Below are 18,780 nucleotides of genomic sequence, written 5' to 3'. Positions count from 1 at the left end.
CTTAGGCACGATGTGAACAGGCAAGTCGGACCCCTGCGGCACGGGTAATTTCAGTGATGGTGGTTATGGTTGGATTGCCATGTTCTGAAAGCGCACGATAAATGTGTTGGCGAGCGAGTCCTGATTTGCGAGAAATTTCGCTAACCCCTCCTCGTGCTTCAATGACGTGACGAAGAGCAATCAGAAATGCAGGTACCCCTCCCGGCTCATAAATCTCGTCAAGGGCCATTTGCAAATACATTTCTGCATAGGCCGGGTTATCCCGAAGCTCTTCAATCATGGCCTCATCATGATCAACAAACGGGAGAAATGTAGACGCTTCATTTATCTTTTTCTTAGACTCAGTCATCATTTTTCCTCGCTTCATAGTCTCTCAAGTAATCAACGGCATTGTTTAAATCGCACTGCTGCGATTTTTTGTCACCGCCCACGAGTAAAAGAATCATTGTGCCATTTCTCACCGAATAATAGACGCGATAGCCTGGCCCATAGTTAATACAAAGCGCCCAAACACCGTCACGTTCAAACTTATGATCGCCGAAGTTTCCTGCCCGCGCCCGGTTAATGCAAATATCGATTTTTGCGGCTGCGCGAATATCTTTCCACTGCAACAAACTCATCCATTCCGCGTACGGAATGTTTCCGTCACGCTTTTGATAACGCACCGTTGTATAAGGCATTCCCTGGCCCTGTGCAGAAGATTAGCGGATTATTGTCACTTATAAAAGACAGCGTGACAAACTATTGAGGTGCATTTAGGGGGAGTATCAGAATAGTGCCTGGACGGGGCAAAAAAAAGCCAGCCGGTGCATACCCGGCTGGTTTTTTTGTAACGTTAAACGCAGTTGATTATTTTGCGGGTTTTTCTACCAGCGTGGCATCAGCGGCAGGGGACGCCTGCGCAACCGGTGCGGTGCTGTGGATAGCGGCAACGCGCTTACGCACACCAAACCAGCCTGCAACCAGCAGCAGCGCCAGTACCGGCAGACATCCAATGGTCAGGGTGCCGTTCGGGTAGTCGAACGCCATCAGAACCAGAACGCTTAACAAGAACAGCAGGGTTAACCAGGAGGTGAACGGCGCCCCCGGCATCTTAAAGCTCACTTCAGCCGCACGACCTTCTTTAATGGCTTTACGCAGGCACATCTGGCAAACCACGATAAAGGCCCAGGAGGCAATAATGCCGACGGACGCCTGGTTCAGCACAATTTCAAACACCTGAGCAGGCACCAGATAGTTCAGGAACACGCCCACCACGTAGACCGCCAGGGTGGCAAGAATGCCTGCATAGGGCACGTGCTGTTTGCTCATTTTGGACATGAACTTCGGTGCAGAACCGCCCATCGACATCGAGCGCAGGATACGTCCGGTGCAGTAAAGGCCGGAGTTCAGACTGGAGAGCGCAGCGGTCAGAACGACGATGTTCATCACATCGCCCATATAAGGCACACCAAGCTTTGAGAAGAAGGTCACAAACGGGCTCTGGCCTGGCTGGTAAGCCATCCACGGCAGCAGCAGGACCAGCAACACAACGGAGCCGACGTAGAAAAGGCCGATACGCCAGATAACGCTGTTAATCGCTTTCGGCACGGTTTTCTCCGGGTCTTTACACTCGCCCGCAGCCGTACCGACAAATTCGATAGACGCAAAAGCGAAGACCACCCCCTGGATAAGCACCAGCGCTGGCAGGAGGCCGTGCGGGAAGAAGCCACCGTTATCGGTTATCAAATGGAAGCCGGTCGCATTGCCATCCAGCGGTTTTCCGGAGCCGAGGAAAATTGTCCCGACCACCAGGAAGGCGACAATTGCCAGCACTTTCACCAGGGCGAACCAGAACTCCATCTCGGCAAACCACTTCACGCCAATCATGTTCATGGTGCCAACTATCGCCAGCGCACCCAGTGCAAAGACCCACTGTGGCACATCGCCAAACGCGCCCCAGTAATGCATATATAACGCAACGGCGGTGATATCGACGATACCGGTCATCGCCCAGTTGACGAAATACATCCAGCCTGCAACGTAGGCGGCTTTCTCACCCAGAAACTCACGGGCGTAGGAGACGAAGCTGCCACTCGAAGGGCGGTGTAAAACCAGTTCGCCCAGTGCGCGTAAAATAAAGAAGGAGAAGATACCGCAGACCAGATAGACGATAGCCAGTGACGGCCCTGCCATCTGCAGACGCGCACCCGCGCCTAAAAATAAGCCAGTACCAATCGCACCACCAATGGCAATCATCTGCACCTGGCGGTTACCCATTGCTTTGTTGTACCCCTCTTCATGAGAGTTTAACCAACGTCGTTTCGCGGCCTGATGCTCGGCCGCGTTATGCTCGGTTTTTTTCATTATGTACCTGTTGACCTGTCTGAACCTTTTGGGAATTCCTCACCCCCGACAGAACTAAAACCAAACGTTTGCTCCGCCGGGAAAGTGTCCTGCCTTTTCAATCATTCTGCGTATGAATAAGACAAAACATGGCGCAGCATCCTACCCGCAATTTTTTACCGACGCAAAAGATACAAGCGGAAAAACTGCACCTGATTAGTGGAATTTGTGAAGTCAGCAGCAGTCAGTAGGTTAACCGATTCCGCAGGAGGCAACTGGCGGCACAATTAACGCATATGCCGCCAAAAACAGGGGCGGGAAGGCGCAGCACTTGTGCCAGGGGTTCTGAAAGGTTTACTGAAACGCGGCCCGCATGGCGAAGCCGCGTTTTTATGCTCAGACCCCAGGTCGGGTGAGCTGTATGCGTTCCAGGGAACCCACAATAAACAGGTAGGAGAACAGGCCGATTAACCCCATAGAGCCGACGTACAAAATAGCGTAATCAAACGACTGGGTACTGGAAAGGATGAACCCAATTACCAGCGGCGTAATGATGCTCGCCAGATTACCGCACATGTTAAAGACGCCACCGGCAACACCCAGTACTTCTTTTGGTGAGGTATCGCTCAGCACACACCAGCCTAAATTACCAAACCCTTTGGCAAAGAAAGCGAGGCTCATGGCGGCAATGACCACTACTTCAGATCGGGTATAATTGGCCACTACGATAACGCAGGAGAGTAACATGCCGCAGATAACCGGAAATTTTCGCGCGGTCGTTAGGCTATAACCACGTTTTAATAACCAGTCAGAGAATACGCCTCCCATCAGGCCGCCAATAAATCCGGCGATGGCGGGAATACTGGCAATAAAGCCAACTTTCAGGATAGACATGCCTTTTGCCTGGTATAAATAGGTGGGGAACCAGGTCAGGAAGAACCAGGTAATAGAGGTTACGCAGAACTGGCCGATATATACACCGATCATCATGCGATTGACGCACACGCTCTTAATTTGCGAGAGTGTGATTTTCTCTTTCTTCGTGGCACTGCCCAGCGATGGTTCGCCCCCGCCTTCACGAATATAATCCAGTTCCTGTTGGTTAATTTTTTTGTGTTGCAGTGGATCGCGGATTTTTGCCAGCCAGACGATGCCAAGAACCACACCAATGGCGCCAATATAATAGAAAACATAATGCCAGCTCATATTATGCAGAATCAGCGTCATTAACGGCGTGACAATACCGAGCGAAATATATTGTGCTGCCTGGTAGACCGCCGTAACGAATCCGCGCTCCTTATTCGGGAACCACTGCACGCTTAAGCGACTATTGGCCGGAAACGCCGGGGCTTCTATGGCCCCCATCAGCAGGCGTAAAATCACCAGCACAATAAGAGGGCTGGCGAACAGGTAGATCGTGCCCTGAAACATGGTGACGATTGACCAGCCGATCAGCGCACAGCCATACACCAGACGTGAGCCATACTTATCCAGCAGCCAGCCACCCGGAATTTGCATAATGACGTAGGAAATACCAAACGCAGAAAACGCCAGTCCCAGCGCTTCGGGGTCAAAACCTAACTCTTTACTCATAATGGGGGCAACCACTGAAAGCGTTGCCCGGTCAGCATAATTAAACACGGTGGCCAGAAATAAGAAAATAAGAATACCGTGGCGCACGTTTGTGCGCTTAATAACATTACTCATCATCGATTCCTTGGCGGGGGCGTCACCCCGTCGTAATGATTAACAGAAAAGTACGTTTTCTTTCAGAGATAACCTTCGCACCCATCCTGGTGCGTTATGAATATTTGGATCCTTTTCATTTTTGTCTTTCTTTGGCAATAGTTAATGAACGTCGCATGTAAGTTCAAACGTTATTTATCAGCGTTATTAATAATTACTCCCGCTATTATGAATTTCAAATGCCATTTTGTTTCCGCAATAAATAGTTAAAAGCATATCAATACAATATTACTGATGATGTCATCATGCCTGAAAACAGGATCCAGAATGCCGATGACTATAAAAATCGCTGCTACGTCGGGAGTACAACCATTATGGCGAAGCAGCGGAGCGCAGGGTGCGCCAGAATTCTGCATCAATAAAGAAAGGCGGGACATTAACCCGCCTGTGACGACTAGGGGCGTTTGCCAAACTCACAGCTTTGCTGAGTCCAGGCGCGTGCCTGCTCACTGATACTAAAGCCGAGCCCATGACGGTCAGAGACATACATGCGTCCGTCGCGCAGCTCCAGTTGTTCATTAAACAGCGGGTTGAGCCACTCGAAATGCTCCAGCCACGGCTCAATGGGGTAAGCAGCGGAGAGGTGCAGGTGCACTTCCATCGCAAAGTGCGGCGCCAGCTTACGACCATGTTTCGCTGCAAGGTCCATAATTTTCAGAAACGGCGAGATACCGCCCACCCGCGGCGCATCCGGCTGAACGAAGTCACTGGCGTTACCGAGGATCAGCTGTTCATGCTCGCGAAAACTGGTCAGCATCTCACCGGTGGCAATTGGGGTATCGAGTGCTGCCGCCAGTTGGGCATGACCTTCCACATCGTAGGCATCCAGCGGCTCTTCGATCCAGATAAGGTTAAATTTCTCCATCTGACGCCCCATGCGGATGGCCGTTTCGCGATCCCACTGCTGGTTCGCATCCACCATCAGCGGGAAGTCGTCACCCAGGGCTTCACGTACCGCCGTCAGGCGACGCAGATCCTCTTTGGTATCCGGCTGGCCAACTTTGATTTTGATGCCGCCGATGCCGTTTTCGCGGGAGATAACGACGTTCTTCAGCACCTGGTCCAGCGGGGTGTGCAGGAAGCCACCGGAGGTGTTGTAGCACTGAACCGAATCGCGGTGCGCGCCGAGCAGTTTTGCCAGCGGCAGTCCCGCACGCTTGGCTTTCATATCCCAGAGCGCGATATCGATAGGGGAGATGGCCTGTACCGCCATACCGCTACGTCCTACCGAAGCGCCGGCCCATAACAGTTTGGTGTAGATCTTATCGATGTCGTTAGGATCTTCGCCAAGCAGATTGTCAGCAATCTCTTTGGCGTGAGCGTATATTCCCTGGCCGCCGGCGCGTTTGGAGTAGCTGAAGCCAACGCCTTCAAACCCGTCACGCGTGTGAATTTCGGCAATAATAATCGCGACTTCGGTCAGCGGTTTCTGACGTCCGGTCAGGACTTTCGCATCACTGACAGGGGTCGCCAGTGGCAGGAAGGCGAGGGAGAGTTTAACCCACTCAATACGGTCGCCGGTTTCCGCAGCGGTTTTTGCACCCTGCATTTTTGCGTAGGTAACGGCATCAGAATTTGCACTCACGGTCATGATTAACTCCTGTAGCTTAAACTGGAATAATGTTTGCGCTAACATTTATAATTTAGCCATGTCCTGGCCGCTACTGATTTGCCGTCAAAATGTACAGTAGATCACAATAAAATAGCTCGCTTTCTTTTAAAGGCTGAACCAGTCCACACTTTTTAATGACAAAGCCCCATGCGATAATAAAAATGATAGCGTTAACAAAAATCCTGGGGCTGGTGAGTTAACACGCTGATTATGAAGGTTTCGCCGCAGGCAGTTAGCCCGCGAATAAATCTGACAAATCGCTTATAATTCCGCTCACAAAAAAATGCCGCAGTGAGCAATCATGTCGAAACCCTCTCGTCCCACCCCTCCGCGCGCGCCGACGCTTGAAGATGTCGCCCGCTCGGCGGGTTTGTCTTCGATGACCGTCAGCCGCGCGCTGAACACGCCCCAACTGGTTCGTCCAAAAACCGTAGAGAAGGTGCTCGCTGCAGTAAAAGCAACGGGCTACATCCCCAATGCGCTGGCGGGCGGGCTGGCCTCGCGTCGAAGCAAACTGATTGCCGTCGTGGTGCCGCAAATCAACAACAGCATGTTCGTCGATACCATACAAACCATCAGCGATGAACTGGCTGAGCGTGGTTACCATATGCTGCTATGCGTTGCCGGGTATACGCAGGAAAACGAAGCGGAGCTGGTGGCGACACTTTTATCCCGCCGCCCCGACGGCATTGTGCTGACGGGTATTCACCACTCTACCGAGCTTAAGCGCGTTATCCTGAATGCCAGCGTGCCGGTGGTGGAGATCTGGGATCTAACCCCCACGCCACTGGATATGCTGGTGGGTTTTTCTCATGAAAAAGTGGGGGAGGCCACGGCAGAGTATCTGTTGCGTAAAGGCTATCGTCGGCCGGGTTTACTCTGGACGGTGGATAACCGTGCCGCCCTTCGTCGCAGTGGGTTGACCGATGCGCTGGCGCGTAATGGCGTGATGAATCCGCCTGCTGTTGATGTCGCCTTACCGGCCCGTTTTGTCTCGGGTCGCCAGGGGCTCAGCGATCTGCTTAAGGCGGGAGAATATGATGTCATCGTCTGCAGTTCAGACACCCTGGCGCAGGGAGCCATCGTTGAAGCCCAGTCACGTGGTCTGAAGGTGCCGGACGATCTGGCGGTGATTGGCTTTGGCGATCTGGATTTTGCTGCCGACACCTGGCCTTCGATTACCACTATCAGCGTTGACCGGCAGGCCATCGGATACCGTGCTGCAACCCTCCTTGCCGACCGGATCGAAGGGATATCGCCGCAGGATGGGGTGGTAGACATCGGTTTTCATTTAGTTGAACGCGAGTCAGCCTGAATCATGAAAATCAACGTTATCGGCACCAGCGGCAGTGGGAAGTCGACATTATCGCGTCGTCTGGCAACGCTGCTTAATGTACCCTGGATAGAAATGGACAGCCTTTACTGGCTCTCCGACTGGCAGGGACGCACCGACGCGGAGATGAATGCACTGCTGGTGGCGGCGCTGGACAGTCCCGGCTGGGTACTCGACGGCAACTACAATCGCACCCGTGACATTAAATGGCGGGACGTCGACGTCATCGTCTGGGTGGATTATGGTTTCTGGCGCACGCTGCGCCAGTGTGTCTGGCGTGCCATCAAACGTGCCTGGCATAAGAACGAACTCTGGGCGGGCACGGGAAACCGCGAAAGTTTTCGCCGCGCTTTTCTGACTCGCGACTCTATCATCATCTGGACGCTCAAAACCTGGCGTAAGAATCGCATCCGCTACGCCGCCGATATGGCGGATCCGCGCTATCAGCATCTGCGTTTTGTGCGCATCACGAATGACCATGAGGCCGACGCCTTCCTTGCCAGTTTGACTAAACTGTAGCTTTATTCGCAAGCGAGGAGGTCTTATGATCACCGTCTATGGCGCACCCGGCTGGGGGTCTGCTATTGCTGAACTGATGCTGACCCTGGCAGAGATTCCATATCATTTCGAGAACGTAGAAGGGTTTGATAAACCCGGTCCCATGCAGAACAGGTTGCTCAGTCTTAACCCGCTTTGCCAGGTGCCAACGCTGCAACTTGACGATGGCAGCGTTATGACCGAATCAGCGGCTATCGCGCTAATGATTCTCGATATCCGACCGGAGCTCGCGCCACCGCAAGGCACGCCGGAACGCCAGCAGTTCTGGCGTTTGCTCATCTGGCTGGTCGCCAATATCTATCCCACCTTCACCTACGCGGATTACCCTGAGCGTTTCGTTTCACAGGCGCCTGAGCAGTTGCGCGAACAGGTTGTTCATCACCGCAAACGGTTATATCTCTGGCTGGATCAGCAGCTCAAAGCCACACCTTATGCTTTTGGTGAGCAATTAACGTTGCTGGATATTTATCTTTGCGTAATGCGTACCTGGGGACCCCGACACCGCTGGTTTCACGAGAACACACCGCATATCACCACCGTCGCCGATGCCGTGTGTGCAGTGCCGAAGCTGAATAAGGTTCTGCGTGAAAACGACATTATTTGATAACTGACATTTTTTGCCTGTGGTAGGTTGAACATCCTATTACAAGGAGCACACCATGCCGCATATTGATATCCAATGTTTTCCCCGTGACCTGAATGATGAGCAAAAAAGTGCGCTGGCATCAGACATAGCGGAGGCCATTGCCCGCCATCTCGGCAGTAAAGACAGTTCCATCAGCATTGCCCTGAATCAGGTCGAGCCTGACGCATGGAAAAGTGAAGTCTGGGACACCGAAATTGCCCCGCATCTGTCTACGCTGATTAAAAAGCCGGGTTACGAGATGTAACTGGCGCAGGGGGAGGGCGTTGCCTCTCACCCTGAACCTCTCCATAAAAGGGGAGCGAGAAAGGCAACCCCGCGCACGTATTTTCCGGGTGAGGGGAAAGAGATTACTCCGGCGCTTTAATCGCTCTCCCGCTGGTGACAAAATTGCCGCCTCCCAGATGATGGATCGTATTGAGCTGACCCTCATCAAACTGCCAGTGACCATTCACAAATGCGCGCTCATCTGCAGCCGCAGAGACCACCTCACCAAACAGGGTGTCATATTTTTCCAGCGCAGCGGTCGGAGGCAACAGGCGGCACTCCAGCCAGGCAAGGCATTTTTCCTCAACGACCGGGAGACCCAGCACCGGGCCTGCAATCACCGGTATGCCGTAGCAGTTGAACTTATCCTCTTCACGCCCGCTCACGCTCCCAACCGCCCATGCCCAGTTGGTGGCAGCCACACCCGATACAACGATGCCGAACATCCCGCTGCGTTCAATCAGCTCGCGGGACCATGTGCTTTTATCCACCACGATGGCAATACGCGCAGGGGAGAATTCAACGGGCATCGACCAGGCGGCAGCCATGATATTGCGCCTGTCGATACTTTCATCGCGGCTGGTGATAAGCACCGTTGGCCCGTGGTTTAACAGGCGGCTTGCGTGATTCAATGAAACCGGACGAAAAGCATTCATAATGGCTCCTTGATGTCATCATGATGGCAGGTAAATTCAGGCCTTACGGCGCTACATTCGTCTGGCCTGCGCGGGCAATCACTATCTGTCCCCGCCCGCGCTCTTTTGCCAGATACAAAGCAACGTCGGCTGCGCGAATCAGATTAGTCGCCCGCGCATGCTGAGGCCAGGTGGCCAGACCGATGGAAACCGATACCGGGCCGATATCCCGTGATTCATAAAGAATATGGTGTGACTGGACATTGCGCAGCAGCTGCTCTGCCAGTTTGCGCGCGTCAGATTCAGTCGTGTCCGGCAGCATAATCAGGAACTCTTCGCCGCCATAGCGGAAGGCCGTCCCACGGTCAGCCACTGTCTCTACCAGCACCTGCGCAATTTCACGCAGCACTTTGTCACCCGCCTCATGCCCGTGGCTGTCATTGAGTTTTTTGAAATAATCGATATCCAGCATCAGGCAGCTCAGGCAACTGTTGGTGTTCATTGCCTGGTCCACCATTGCGCGCAGCGTCTCTTCCAGGTTCAGTCGATTACGCAGACCGGTGAGCGGATCATGTGCTGCCTTTTCGGTCAGGGTATCGCGCAGACTCTGGTTTGCCAGCGCCAGTGCCAGCGTTTCTGCCATCAGTTCCAGGTAGGCATAAGGTGGTTCTTTCTGTTGATCGGACTGGTCGAAGGTCAAGAGGCCGATGGTTTTGTTCTGGGCAATGAGCGGAATGCAGATGGCACGGGCGGCAACTTCTGGCGCTATGTGTTCGCATGGCATATCCACCGAGTCGCGGGATGGGCAGTGCAACTGACCACGCTTCAGCGCCCAGCAGGCATCCGGGGTAAAGGAGCTGTCTTCACCCGGTGGTAACAGCCAGCGTGCAGCTGACTTCATTCGACCGGTACGTGAATCAAGGATATAGAGGCGTCCCCCCATATCCGCAATGATCTGAGGGGCGAAACGGCTCACCACACGAATAATCGCACTGTAGGAGTCACACCCCTGCAAACGCTGGGTCATTCGCGCAAGCAAAGTACGTGACGCCCATTCAGCATCACGCTCCTGCTCCAGCCGCTGCCGGGCGAGGCCATTTTCACGAAAAATATGGATGGCCTGCGCCATATCACCAATTTCGTCCACCTGCGCAAGCACTGGCGTCTCCACCGCATAGTCCTGGGTTGCGAGGCGGTTTACCACATCGCTGAGCGTAACCACCGGGCGCAGAATACGGTGCTTGATAATAAATCCCAGGACAAACAAAAAGAGCAGTGCCGTGATGCCGACCATGACCTCTGAGAGGGTGCGCAGGCGCTGCGAGAAGGCGGTGGCTTCAGCAATAACGGCATCGGTTCGCTGGTCAGAGAGGCTGCGAAAATGGGCAAAGCGGTATTCCGCCTGGTCAAGTTCATCCTCGTAAGACTGACCAAACAGAAGATCAATGCCTTTATTAACGTCACCAGCCTCCACGGCGGCAACCGCCTGCTGCTGTTCATCTTCAAGCTCTCTGAGCACTTTAATGCCATCGCGCAGAATCAGAATCTCCTCCGTAGTGGCATTGTGGTCACGCAGGCGTACCAGGCGATCCTCAAGCTTGATATCAGTATCCAGCTGCTGTCGCCAGGCCTCAATCTGCGCCGGCTGGCGTCTTACTACAGCTTCCCGCGCCAGGTCGGTCAGGGCGTAGGCATCTTTTTCCAGTTCGTCGATCAGGGTGTCAGAAACCCGGCTATGGGCAATCGCCTCGCGCTCCGCCCGTTCTGCACTGGAAGCGGTAAAGAGGGCCGCACCGGAGGCAAGTGTCAGTATGACCGTGGAGATGTACGCAAAATTTGTGATTGTTGCGATACGCACATAATCACCTTTTTTCATTAAGGGAAATGGGTGAGGGATCCTCTAATCGTTTACCACTCTTCTTTATAAATCAAGCCGCAACATAAACGTAATTTATTCGTCACATATCCTGCCTATAGTCAGCGGCATCAAATCCCAAAGAGGATAACAATATGTTTTCTCCCCTGACTTATGTGCAGGTGGACGCGCCCCGTCGGTTGCAGACCACGGGTGTCATTCGCTTTCTCATTCCGGGAGGGCGCTAATGGACGCGTTCACTGAAATCCGCCTCGACGGCGTGTCGTATGCGTTTGGTACGCACACGGTTCTCAATCAGATCGATCTTCAGATTCCCGCAGGCACCATCGTGGCGCTGCTCGGCCCCTCAGGCTGTGGCAAAAGCACCCTGTTGCGTCTGCTTGCCGGGTTAACTCACCCCGCGGACGGCACCATTTCGTTTGGCTCACGCCTGGTGGCGAAAGCGGGGTGGGCGATGCCGCCGGAGTTACGCAACATTGGCATGGTCTTTCAGGACTATGCCCTCTGGCCGCATATGACGGTGGAAGATAACGTCGCCTTCCCGCTCAAAATGCGCAATGTGCCACGGGCTGAACGTGAAATCCGTGTTGCCGCAGCGTTAGCACGCGTCGGCCTTGATGCATTTGCCACACGCAAACCTTCCGGTCTCTCCGGTGGGCAGCAGCAGCGTGTGGCGCTTGCCAGGGCGATTGTCGCTGAACCGCGGGTGTTGCTGTTTGACGAACCGCTTTCCAATCTCGACAGCGAACTGCGTGAATCGTTGTGCCGTGAAATGGCCACACTGCTTCGCCAGCTCGTCATCACCGCCGTCTATGTCACCCACGATCGTCGTGAAGCCGAGATACTCGCCGACCGAATTGTTCATTTGTCTGCCGGACGGGTAGACGCTATTCGTACTGTTACATCATCCTCAGGGGAAATTGCATGAAAGCCAGACTGTCCGTGAAGAAAGGAGTTGCGTTAGCCATGGTGTTATCGTCTGTCATGATGTCCAGCGCACATGCGCTTACCGTTTACACCGCAGGGCCGGGTTCGCTGGCAAAAGGCCTTGCCAGTGGTTTTGAGAAGAAAACCGGCGTGAAAGTGGATATCTTTCAGGCCACTACCGGAAAAGTGATGGCTCGACTGGAGGCCGAGCAGGCTAATCCGCAGGCCGATATCCTTATTTCTGCTTCGTGGGATACCGCAGAAGATCTCCACAACCGCGGCTGGTTGCTGCCGTACCAGAGCGCTAACGCTGGTAATGTGCCGGATACGCTGAAAAGCGCCGATTATGTGGCGCAGGGTATCTCTGCGCTTGGCATCGTCTGGAATACTAAAAGCGGCACGCCTGAACCGAAAGAGTGGAAGGATCTGACCACACCTGCGTTTAAAGACAAAGTGACCACGCCGGATCCGGCGCTTTCTGGCGCTTCCCTTGATCTGCTGATAGGTCTGCAAAACGGTATGGGCGACCAGGCCTGGGCGTTGTTTGAGGCGCTGAAGAAAAATGGCATGGTGGTCAGCGGCCCGAACGCCCAGGCCGTTACGCCAGTAATGCAGGGGGCGAAAGCCGCTGTCTTTGGCGCGGTGGACTACGTGACCTATGGCAACATTGAACAGGGTGAATCCCTCAAGGTTATCTTCCCGGCCAGCGGCACCGTCATTGCGCCGCGTCCGATGATGATCCTGAAAACCACGCAGCATGAAGCCGATGCTAAAGCGTTTGTTGATTATGTGCTGTCGCCTGAAGGGCAGAAAATGGTTGCGGATGCCTGGCTGATGCCGGCCCGCACCGATGTGCAGGCCAAACGTCCGCTGTTCACGGAGCTGAACGTGCTGCCGACCCGAAGCGATGGCACCAGTGAGCGTGCCGACGTCCTCAAGCGTTTCAATACACTCTTCGCTCAGTAATCATCAGCAGACGGGGGCAACCCCGTCTTTTGGATAGCCGCTGTGAATCAACGATTTCTCTCTGTGGCGACCGTCGCCATTCTGGTGATACTGGTCGCATTACCACTTTTCTTTATTATTCTGCAGGCCGTGTTTCCCCACTTCAGCGCCGGATCGCTGGAAGGGGCGTTTACCGGCATCATGCCGCTGTTTACTGAGCCTCAGCTCCCGGCAATGTTTGCCGGCACGCTACAAATCGCCGCCGGTGTGGCATTGCTCAGCGCCTGTCTCGGTCTGCCGCTTGGCGTGGCGCGTGGTCTGTTTAATGTGCCATGCCCTAAACTCTGGGATCTGCTGTTCCTTATTCCGTTTTTGACGCCGCCCTACATCGCCGCGCTCTCCTGGATGCTGGTGCTGCAAACCAATGGTTATCTGGCCCAGTTGCTCGGCTTCGATCTTAATGCGCTCCTCTTTAGTAAAAGCGGAATCGTGCTGGTGATGACGCTGAACATTTTCCCGGTCGTCTACTTCGCCGTCTCCCGCAGCCTGCTTGCCAGCGGGCAACGGCTGGCGCTGGTCGCCAGGGTGCATGGAGCCACACCGTGGCGGGCGTTTATTCATGTGACCCTGCCGATGCTGTCGCCGTCGCTGGCGGCAGGCATGCTGCTGGCCTTTACCCTGGCGATTGAAGAGTACGGCGTTCCAGCTGCACTTGGCACACGCGCCGGGGTGGTAATGCTCACCGTCGGCATTGAAAAACGGCTGGCGGACTGGCCGATTGATCTGCCGGGTGCCTCTGTGCTGTCGCTCGTTCTGATTGCAATCGCCCTCAGCGCCTGGTGGTTGCAGGGTAAGCTGACTGGCGGTAAAGACGTCACCAGTGTGACGGGTAAACCCACCGAAAATAGCGGCGCGACGCTGGGTATGGCAGCCGTTCCCGTGGTGCTGGCGATGGCGCTGGTTGGTTTTCTTGCGGTCGTGGTGCCAGGGCTGTCAATGGCGGTGACGGGAATTATGTCTACCTTATCGGGTGGTTTATCGCTGGCCAATGCCACCACGGCGCATTACAGCGCGCTCTTTGCCCAGCAGGGAGATGCCTTAACGGCACTGGGTACCAGCCTGTCGCTGGCCTTGGGTTCGGCGCTGATTACCGGGTTTGTCGGGCTGCTTGCAGCCTGGCTGGTCGTGGTCCAGCAGATTAAAGGTCGCCGCATTATTGATGCGCTCTCATTAATGCCTGCCGCACTGCCGGGAATTGTGGTGGGCGTGGGGCTGATTCTGTTGTGGAACCGCACCTTCTGGCCCGTCTCCCCCTATAACACCTGGGCTATTTTACTGCTCTCCTATTGCTGCCTGCTGTTGCCCTGGCCGGTGCGCTATGTCGGCAGTGCCTTACGTCAGTTGGGGGGGAACCTTGAACCGGCGGCGCGCGTGCACGGCGCCAGCGCCTTTCAGTCACTGCGTTTTATCGTGCTTCCGCTCGTATTTCCGGCCTTGTTAGCCGCCATGTTGATGGTGTTTGCTATCGCCTCGCGCGAGCTGGTCACCTCGCTGTTGCTGGCGCCTGCCGGTACGCAGACTGTGGCCGTCTTTATCTGGCGACAGTTTGAGCAAGGTTCGGTCGGGCAGGGCATGGCAATGGCAACGCTGACACTGATAACCGGTCTGGTGCTCATGCTGACCGCGTTGGCCATTATGCAGCGTGGCACACAACGATAAATGCAGAGCACAAAATCGCCTGTCGGGCGGAAAAAATGCGTTATAACAGAAGGACATCAATTGCAGGAGCTGGTCATGACCCCTTTTCTGGACGCCTATTTCGCCCGTATTAACTTTACAGAACAAGCCGCCGTTAACATCGAGACGCTGCGGTCATTGCATTTACATCACAACGGGGCGATCCCTTTTGAAAATGTGGACGTGGTGCTGCCGAGGGAAATTGAACTGACCGATGAGGCCATTTTTAACAAACTGGTGGTGGCCCGCCGTGGTGGCTACTGTTTCGAGCAGAACGGACTCTTCGAGCGTGTGCTGCGTGAAATCGGTTTTACGGTCCGTAGCCTGCTTGGCCGGGTGGTGATGTCTAATCCTGCGCATATGCCGCCGCGCACCCATCGCGTGGTGCTGGTGACGCTGGGGGACGAACACTGGCTGGCGGATGTTGGCTTTGGCGGGCAGACGCTGACCGCACCGGTGCGTCTGATCGCCGACATCGAGCAGCCGACGCCGCACGGACTTTATCGCTTACAGCAGGACGGCCCTGACTGGCTTTTACAGTTCCGCCATCATGAAAAATGGCAGTCGATGTACCGGCTTGAGATGGTAGAGCAGTATCAGTCGGATTTTGTGATGGGTAACTTCCATTCGGCACACTGGCCACAGTCGCATTTTCGGCATCACCTGCTGATGTGCCGCCATCTGCCTGACGGCGTAAAACTGACGCTGACAAACTATCACTTCACCGCCTGGCAGAACGGCCATGTGACAGAAGAGTATGTTGCGCCGGATGCGAAAGCGCTGCATGCCTTGCTGCAGCAGCGTTTTGGGCTGGGAACGGACGATCCGCGGTACGGCTTCAGCGTGGATGATCTTGAGGTGACAATGTCACGTTTTAATCTTCATGGGGAAGGGGCGTAAAACAGCTCCCGGGTGATCATGGCATCCAGATGTCGATCGAACGCTGCATCATCGACATCTGACATGCCCAGCACATAGATGCCGTCCAGTCCACAGACGAGGGCTATCAAGCGCCAGGCGATATTGTCTGCTGTATCCGTAAGCGTAAATTCGTCCGTCTCTGCCCCCGCGTGCAGAATATCCACCACCTTCCGGTGCCACATCTCCATCGTCAGTGCATAAGCGCCTTTCAGGTCGGGCTCTTTATTTAGCAAAAGCTGCGCTTCCCGCCAGAGATGGATATAGGGGTCAAAACCCCCTTCATTACTGCCCAGCATCGAATGTAACCGTGCCCGCCAGCTGGCGGAGGGGGGCACCACATCCGCCTCAAGCAGTTCAGCGATAACGCGAATAAACGCCTGTGATTTTAACTCCCCGGCGGAGGAGAAGTGATGGTGTACCTGGCCTGTCGCCACGCCCGCTTCTGCCGCAATGCGGCGTACCGTCATACCGCTGAACCCTTCGGCGAGCGCGACACGCATTGCCGCCTGCACAATGTGCTCCCGCCGTTCATCCCGATGCAGATAAGCCATCTGACCTCCTTAAATGTTGATTGAACGAAGTTTAACAAAAAGCTGGACAGTCGTTCAACATTCCGTAGGATCGTGATTCTGGACATCGGTCCAACATTGATACTGAAAAGAGGGTGTTATGTTTCGTCAGTGGTTAACGCTGGTCATTATTGTGCTGGTCTACATTCCGGTGGCGATTGATGCCACGGTGCTGCATGTGGCGTCGCCCACCTTAAGCGCGGAGCTTGCAACCAGTGGAAACGAGTTGCTATGGATTATCGATATCTATTCTCTGGTCATGGCGGGTATGGTGCTGCCAATGGGAGCACTGGGCGACCGTATTGGTTTCAAACGCCTGCTGCTGTTGGGCAGTGGGCTGTTTGGCGTGGCATCACTTCTGGCGGCCTTCTCGGCCAGCGCAGAACAACTTATTGCTTCACGGGCGCTGCTGGCGGTGGGAGCAGCGATGATTGTTCCTGCTACCCTTGCCGGGATCCGCACCACCTTCTCCAGGGAAGAGCACCGGAATATGGCGTTGGGGGTCTGGGCTGCGGTGGGTTCCGGCGGTGCGGCCTTCGGCCCGCTGATCGGTGGCTGGTTACTGGCGCATTTTCACTGGGGTGCTGTTTTTCTGGTGAACGTGCCTCTCGTTTTGCTGGTGATGGCGCTGACCGCGCGTTTTGTGCCGACAGAGCGGGGAAGTGCACAACAACCTCTGCACCTGATGCAGGCTTTAATGCTAATCGCCGCCATCCTTATGCTGGTGTGGAGTGCAAAAACAGCGCTCAAAGGAAGTGTTGCCACCTGGGGCGTGGCGGCGGTATTTCTGACGGGCGCAGTGTTATTACTGGCCTTTGTACGCCTGCAGCTTGCCGCCACGGTGCCGATGATTGACCTGCGCTTGTTTACCCACCGGGTTATCCTCTCCGGCGTCGCGATGGCGTTAGCCGCAATGGTTGCGCTGGTGGGGTTTGAGCTGTTAATGGCCCAGGAGTTGCAGTTCGTGCATGGGTTTACCCCCTTTGCTGCCGGTTTGTTTATGTTGCCCGTCATGGTAGCAAGTGGTTTTAGCGGTCCCATCGCCGGTATGCTGGTCTCCCGTCTGGGTTTGCGTCAGGTGGCTGCAGGGGGGATGACATTAAGCGGCGTCAGCTTTCTCGGGCTCTCTGTCACCGACTTTTCGACGCAACAAACTCAGGCCTGGATTCTGATGGCGCTGTTGGGATTCAGTGCCGCCAGCGCCTTGCTTTCGTCCACTGCGGCGATTATGGCCGCGGCCCCGAAAGAGAAAGCCGCCGCCGCCGGAGCCATTGAAACTATGGGTTATGAACTGGGCGCAGGGCTGGGTATTGCACTGTTTGGCCTGATTCTGACCCGCAGCTTTTCGTCGTCCATTATGCTGCCAGACGGCCTGAGCGAACAACAGGCCGGGCAGGCGTCATCATCTGTTGGCGAGGCATTCCAGCTGGCGTCGGATCTGCCAGTGCCGCTGGGAGAGGCGGTGATTTCTGCGGCGAAAACGGCATTTATCTCCTCCCACAGTGTGGCGCTGGGTACGGCTGGAGCACTACTGATGCTGGTCGCGATAACGGTCTGGTTCAGCCTGGCGGGGATCGGTAAAAACGTTAGCACGGCCGACTGAGCCTGGGATCGAGCGTAAAAGGTTCTGCCTGCAGGCTTTTAAGCACCTTCGCCGCCTGCGGGTGTGCCGGGTTGAATAACGCGTTCCACTCACCCGTAATCGTGCTTGGAACGCGCAGTACCAGACCATTTTTGCTGGAGGCCAGCCAGTCATCGCCGATATGTTGCGTTGATACAGGGGCAGGGTCGGATTGCCAGTCGGCGGGCAGGGCATCCAGATCGAGCGTCGCCACCAGGGTGCGCGGCACATTGATGGTCAAAAAGCAGTAACCCAGGGCGATATCTTCGATTTCCAGATGCACCAGCGTTTCAAGGACACAAAGCGCTTTCGAGGAACCAAGATAGACGCAATCCTGTCCCGGCGAATTCCAGCGCCCGCCAAAGGTGCGTGCGCCATAGCCATCAAAGGCGGTTGTGGCATATTTGTCTTTCACCAGCCGCCAGAAGGTGATGTTCTCCATTACCCGATAACACCGTGTTCAATACGGCCAATCAGTGCCAGCACCGCTTCCGCACCAGCAGGGGTGGAGAGCAGCTCCGCCGGTTTTTTTCCGCCTAACCCTTTTGCCGGTTTGTTTAACCAGGTTGCCATTCTTTCACTGTCGCCATTAAAGAGTTCCCGGGCGGCACTGATGACTCTGGCGAGGGTATAGACCCTGGCGCTTTGTTCCGGAGAAAAGCGTTTTTCAGCACTGTTCAGGCGGCGATTGTAGGTATTACGATCAATGCCCGCCATTCTGCAGAGGGTGACTTCGTCCAGCGCCACAGCACCGGCAATGTCACGGACTACACCTGCATCCAGACCCACGCTGATGCTGTCATGCGCGGCGATAGCCGTTGCGGGGAGGCCCAGCATACTGAGCAGGTCATGCGGAATAGCCCGACCAGAAGGTGTATAGAGTTGCATGGAAGCGCTCCTGTTGTTCATTTGAAAATTATTTTAGTTCAAATGAACAGGTGGCGCAATCATCGCCATCGACACGCCCGGATTTCCACCTCAAAAGAGGTAGGGAAATGCGATGAAAAAGACTATTAAGAAGTTGGTCCACTGCGATTTTGATTTGCCGCAAATTAAGCAGGGATA

At 54.8% G+C, this 18,780-nt stretch carries 19 protein-coding genes; 9 read left to right on the top strand and 10 right to left on the bottom strand.

Translation table 11 applies throughout. The annotated features are described in order from the left end of the window. Nucleotide 1 precedes the first annotated feature (1 nt). The 5 genes from M1D91_RS12040 to M1D91_RS12020 all read right to left on the bottom strand — a co-directional run bounded on the left by M1D91_RS12040 (nucleotide 2) and on the right by M1D91_RS12020 (nucleotide 5,662). A complete protein-coding gene (locus M1D91_RS12040) occupies nucleotides 2-349 on the bottom strand; it encodes a helix-turn-helix domain-containing transcriptional regulator (RefSeq protein WP_437433929.1) in 348 nt (115 codons plus the stop codon). Continuing rightward, on the bottom strand, nucleotides 342-680 hold the full coding sequence (locus tag M1D91_RS12035; protein ID WP_437433886.1) for a type II toxin-antitoxin system RelE/ParE family toxin: 339 nt from the start codon (nucleotides 678-680) through the stop codon (nucleotides 342-344). Before M1D91_RS12035 ends, M1D91_RS12040 begins: the two co-directional genes overlap by 8 nt. Before the next feature lie 169 nt (nucleotides 681-849). Beyond that, nucleotides 850-2,346, bottom strand: a complete 1,497-nt coding sequence (gene ansP / locus M1D91_RS12030) for an L-asparagine permease (protein ID WP_437433887.1) — start codon at nucleotides 2,344-2,346, stop codon at nucleotides 850-852. A 375-nt stretch (nucleotides 2,347-2,721) separates the two neighbouring features. Continuing rightward, entirely contained in the window at nucleotides 2,722-4,032 is a 1,311-nt protein-coding gene (locus M1D91_RS12025) for an MFS transporter (protein WP_437433930.1), read from the bottom strand. 433 nt (nucleotides 4,033-4,465) lie between these two features. After that, nucleotides 4,466-5,662: an L-talarate/galactarate dehydratase gene (locus M1D91_RS12020; protein WP_437433888.1), complete on the bottom strand. Its 1,197-nt coding sequence runs from the start codon at nucleotides 5,660-5,662 to the stop codon at nucleotides 4,466-4,468. A 322-nt stretch (nucleotides 5,663-5,984) separates the two neighbouring features. On the opposite strand from M1D91_RS12020, the gene M1D91_RS12015 reads away from it, so the two are divergent. Genes M1D91_RS12015 through pptA form a run of 4 tightly spaced genes read left to right on the top strand, consistent with a single transcriptional unit; the run spans nucleotide 5,985 to nucleotide 8,464 of the window. Then, entirely contained in the window at nucleotides 5,985-6,998 is a 1,014-nt protein-coding gene (locus M1D91_RS12015) for a LacI family DNA-binding transcriptional regulator (protein WP_437433889.1), read from the top strand. A 3-nt stretch (nucleotides 6,999-7,001) separates the two neighbouring features. Then, nucleotides 7,002-7,535 (top strand): P-loop NTPase family protein, encoded by a 534-nt coding sequence (locus M1D91_RS12010; RefSeq protein WP_437433890.1) that lies wholly within the window; start codon nucleotides 7,002-7,004, stop codon nucleotides 7,533-7,535. Nucleotides 7,536-7,560: 25 nt separating this feature from the next. Continuing rightward, a complete protein-coding gene (locus M1D91_RS12005; RefSeq protein WP_437433891.1) occupies nucleotides 7,561-8,178 on the top strand; it encodes a glutathione S-transferase family protein in 618 nt (205 codons plus the stop codon). Between the two features lie 55 nt (nucleotides 8,179-8,233). Next, a complete protein-coding gene (gene pptA, locus M1D91_RS12000; protein ID WP_437433892.1) occupies nucleotides 8,234-8,464 on the top strand; it encodes a tautomerase PptA in 231 nt (76 codons plus the stop codon). A gap of 103 nt (nucleotides 8,465-8,567) precedes the next feature. On the opposite strand, the gene M1D91_RS11995 is transcribed toward pptA, so the two are convergent. Together M1D91_RS11995 and M1D91_RS11990 are read right to left on the bottom strand one after the other, a co-directional pair. Continuing rightward, on the bottom strand, nucleotides 8,568-9,140 hold the full coding sequence (locus M1D91_RS11995; RefSeq protein WP_437433893.1) for a flavin reductase family protein: 573 nt from the start codon (nucleotides 9,138-9,140) through the stop codon (nucleotides 8,568-8,570). A gap of 43 nt (nucleotides 9,141-9,183) precedes the next feature. Continuing rightward, nucleotides 9,184-10,977, bottom strand: coding sequence for a GGDEF domain-containing protein (locus tag M1D91_RS11990; RefSeq protein WP_437433894.1), 1,794 nt, complete (start codon nucleotides 10,975-10,977; stop codon nucleotides 9,184-9,186). Between the two features lie 244 nt (nucleotides 10,978-11,221). Between M1D91_RS11990 and M1D91_RS11985 the strand changes: the two genes are divergently transcribed. The 4 genes from M1D91_RS11985 (at nucleotide 11,222) to M1D91_RS11970 (ending at nucleotide 15,504) form a co-directional block, all read left to right on the top strand. Further along, entirely contained in the window at nucleotides 11,222-11,923 is a 702-nt protein-coding gene (locus M1D91_RS11985; RefSeq protein ID WP_437433895.1) for an ABC transporter ATP-binding protein, read from the top strand. After that, the gene (locus M1D91_RS11980; protein WP_437433896.1) at nucleotides 11,920-12,888 is read left to right on the top strand and encodes an ABC transporter substrate-binding protein; all 969 of its coding nucleotides are present in this window, start codon (nucleotides 11,920-11,922) and stop codon (nucleotides 12,886-12,888) included. The genes M1D91_RS11985 and M1D91_RS11980 overlap by 4 nt, the downstream gene beginning before the upstream one ends. A 42-nt stretch (nucleotides 12,889-12,930) precedes the next feature. Continuing rightward, complete coding sequence (locus M1D91_RS11975; RefSeq protein ID WP_437433897.1) at nucleotides 12,931-14,586, top strand: ABC transporter permease; 1,656 nt, start codon at nucleotides 12,931-12,933, stop codon at nucleotides 14,584-14,586. Nucleotides 14,587-14,661: 75 nt separating this feature from the next. After that, nucleotides 14,662-15,504: an arylamine N-acetyltransferase gene (locus M1D91_RS11970; RefSeq protein ID WP_437433898.1), complete on the top strand. Its 843-nt coding sequence runs from the start codon at nucleotides 14,662-14,664 to the stop codon at nucleotides 15,502-15,504. Here the strand turns inward: M1D91_RS11970 and M1D91_RS11965 are convergent. Next, complete coding sequence (locus M1D91_RS11965) at nucleotides 15,486-16,076, bottom strand: TetR family transcriptional regulator (protein WP_437433899.1); 591 nt, start codon at nucleotides 16,074-16,076, stop codon at nucleotides 15,486-15,488. The two genes, M1D91_RS11970 and M1D91_RS11965, sit on opposite strands and share 19 nt — an antisense overlap. A gap of 118 nt (nucleotides 16,077-16,194) precedes the next feature. On the opposite strand from M1D91_RS11965, the gene M1D91_RS11960 reads away from it, so the two are divergent. Further along, nucleotides 16,195-17,697 (top strand): SmvA family efflux MFS transporter, encoded by a 1,503-nt coding sequence (locus M1D91_RS11960; protein WP_437433900.1) that lies wholly within the window; start codon nucleotides 16,195-16,197, stop codon nucleotides 17,695-17,697. Here the strand turns inward: M1D91_RS11960 and M1D91_RS11955 are convergent. Both M1D91_RS11955 and parS read right to left on the bottom strand, forming a co-directional pair. After that, a complete protein-coding gene (locus M1D91_RS11955; RefSeq protein ID WP_437433901.1) occupies nucleotides 17,681-18,157 on the bottom strand; it encodes an RES family NAD+ phosphorylase in 477 nt (158 codons plus the stop codon). The two genes, M1D91_RS11960 and M1D91_RS11955, sit on opposite strands and share 17 nt — an antisense overlap. Next, nucleotides 18,157-18,603: a type II RES/Xre toxin-antitoxin system antitoxin gene (gene parS, locus M1D91_RS11950; RefSeq protein WP_437433902.1), complete on the bottom strand. Its 447-nt coding sequence runs from the start codon at nucleotides 18,601-18,603 to the stop codon at nucleotides 18,157-18,159. The genes M1D91_RS11955 and parS overlap by 1 nt, the downstream gene beginning before the upstream one ends. Between the last annotated feature and the right edge of the window lie 177 nt (nucleotides 18,604-18,780).

Source organism: Enterobacter sp. SA197 (assembly GCF_054131575.1).
This window is presented reverse-complemented; position numbering and strand designations above follow the sequence as displayed.

Excerpts from the sequence above, each read along its gene's own strand:
- M1D91_RS11985 (WP_437433895.1), top strand. The coding sequence starts at position 11,222 with ATGGACGCGTTCACTGAAATCCGCCTCGACGGCGTGTCGTATGCGTTT.
- M1D91_RS11980 (WP_437433896.1), top strand. The coding sequence starts at position 11,920 with ATGAAAGCCAGACTGTCCGTGAAGAAAGGAGTTGCGTTAGCCATGGTG.
- M1D91_RS12020 (WP_437433888.1), bottom strand. The coding sequence starts at position 5,662 with ATGACCGTGAGTGCAAATTCTGATGCCGTTACCTACGCAAAAATGCAG.
- M1D91_RS11960 (WP_437433900.1), top strand. The coding sequence starts at position 16,195 with ATGTTTCGTCAGTGGTTAACGCTGGTCATTATTGTGCTGGTCTACATT.
- M1D91_RS11995 (WP_437433893.1), bottom strand. The coding sequence starts at position 9,140 with ATGAATGCTTTTCGTCCGGTTTCATTGAATCACGCAAGCCGCCTGTTA.
- pptA (WP_437433892.1), top strand. The coding sequence starts at position 8,234 with ATGCCGCATATTGATATCCAATGTTTTCCCCGTGACCTGAATGATGAG.
- M1D91_RS11965 (WP_437433899.1), bottom strand. The coding sequence starts at position 16,076 with ATGGCTTATCTGCATCGGGATGAACGGCGGGAGCACATTGTGCAGGCG.
- parS (WP_437433902.1), bottom strand. The coding sequence starts at position 18,603 with ATGCAACTCTATACACCTTCTGGTCGGGCTATTCCGCATGACCTGCTC.
- M1D91_RS11970 (WP_437433898.1), top strand. The coding sequence starts at position 14,662 with ATGACCCCTTTTCTGGACGCCTATTTCGCCCGTATTAACTTTACAGAA.
- M1D91_RS12035 (WP_437433886.1), bottom strand. The coding sequence starts at position 680 with ATGCCTTATACAACGGTGCGTTATCAAAAGCGTGACGGAAACATTCCG.
- ansP (WP_437433887.1), bottom strand. The coding sequence starts at position 2,346 with ATGAAAAAAACCGAGCATAACGCGGCCGAGCATCAGGCCGCGAAACGA.
- M1D91_RS12015 (WP_437433889.1), top strand. The coding sequence starts at position 5,985 with ATGTCGAAACCCTCTCGTCCCACCCCTCCGCGCGCGCCGACGCTTGAA.
- M1D91_RS12010 (WP_437433890.1), top strand. The coding sequence starts at position 7,002 with ATGAAAATCAACGTTATCGGCACCAGCGGCAGTGGGAAGTCGACATTA.
- M1D91_RS12025 (WP_437433930.1), bottom strand. The coding sequence starts at position 4,032 with ATGAGTAATGTTATTAAGCGCACAAACGTGCGCCACGGTATTCTTATT.
- M1D91_RS12005 (WP_437433891.1), top strand. The coding sequence starts at position 7,561 with ATGATCACCGTCTATGGCGCACCCGGCTGGGGGTCTGCTATTGCTGAA.
- M1D91_RS12040 (WP_437433929.1), bottom strand. The coding sequence starts at position 349 with ATGACTGAGTCTAAGAAAAAGATAAATGAAGCGTCTACATTTCTCCCG.
- M1D91_RS11955 (WP_437433901.1), bottom strand. The coding sequence starts at position 18,157 with ATGGAGAACATCACCTTCTGGCGGCTGGTGAAAGACAAATATGCCACA.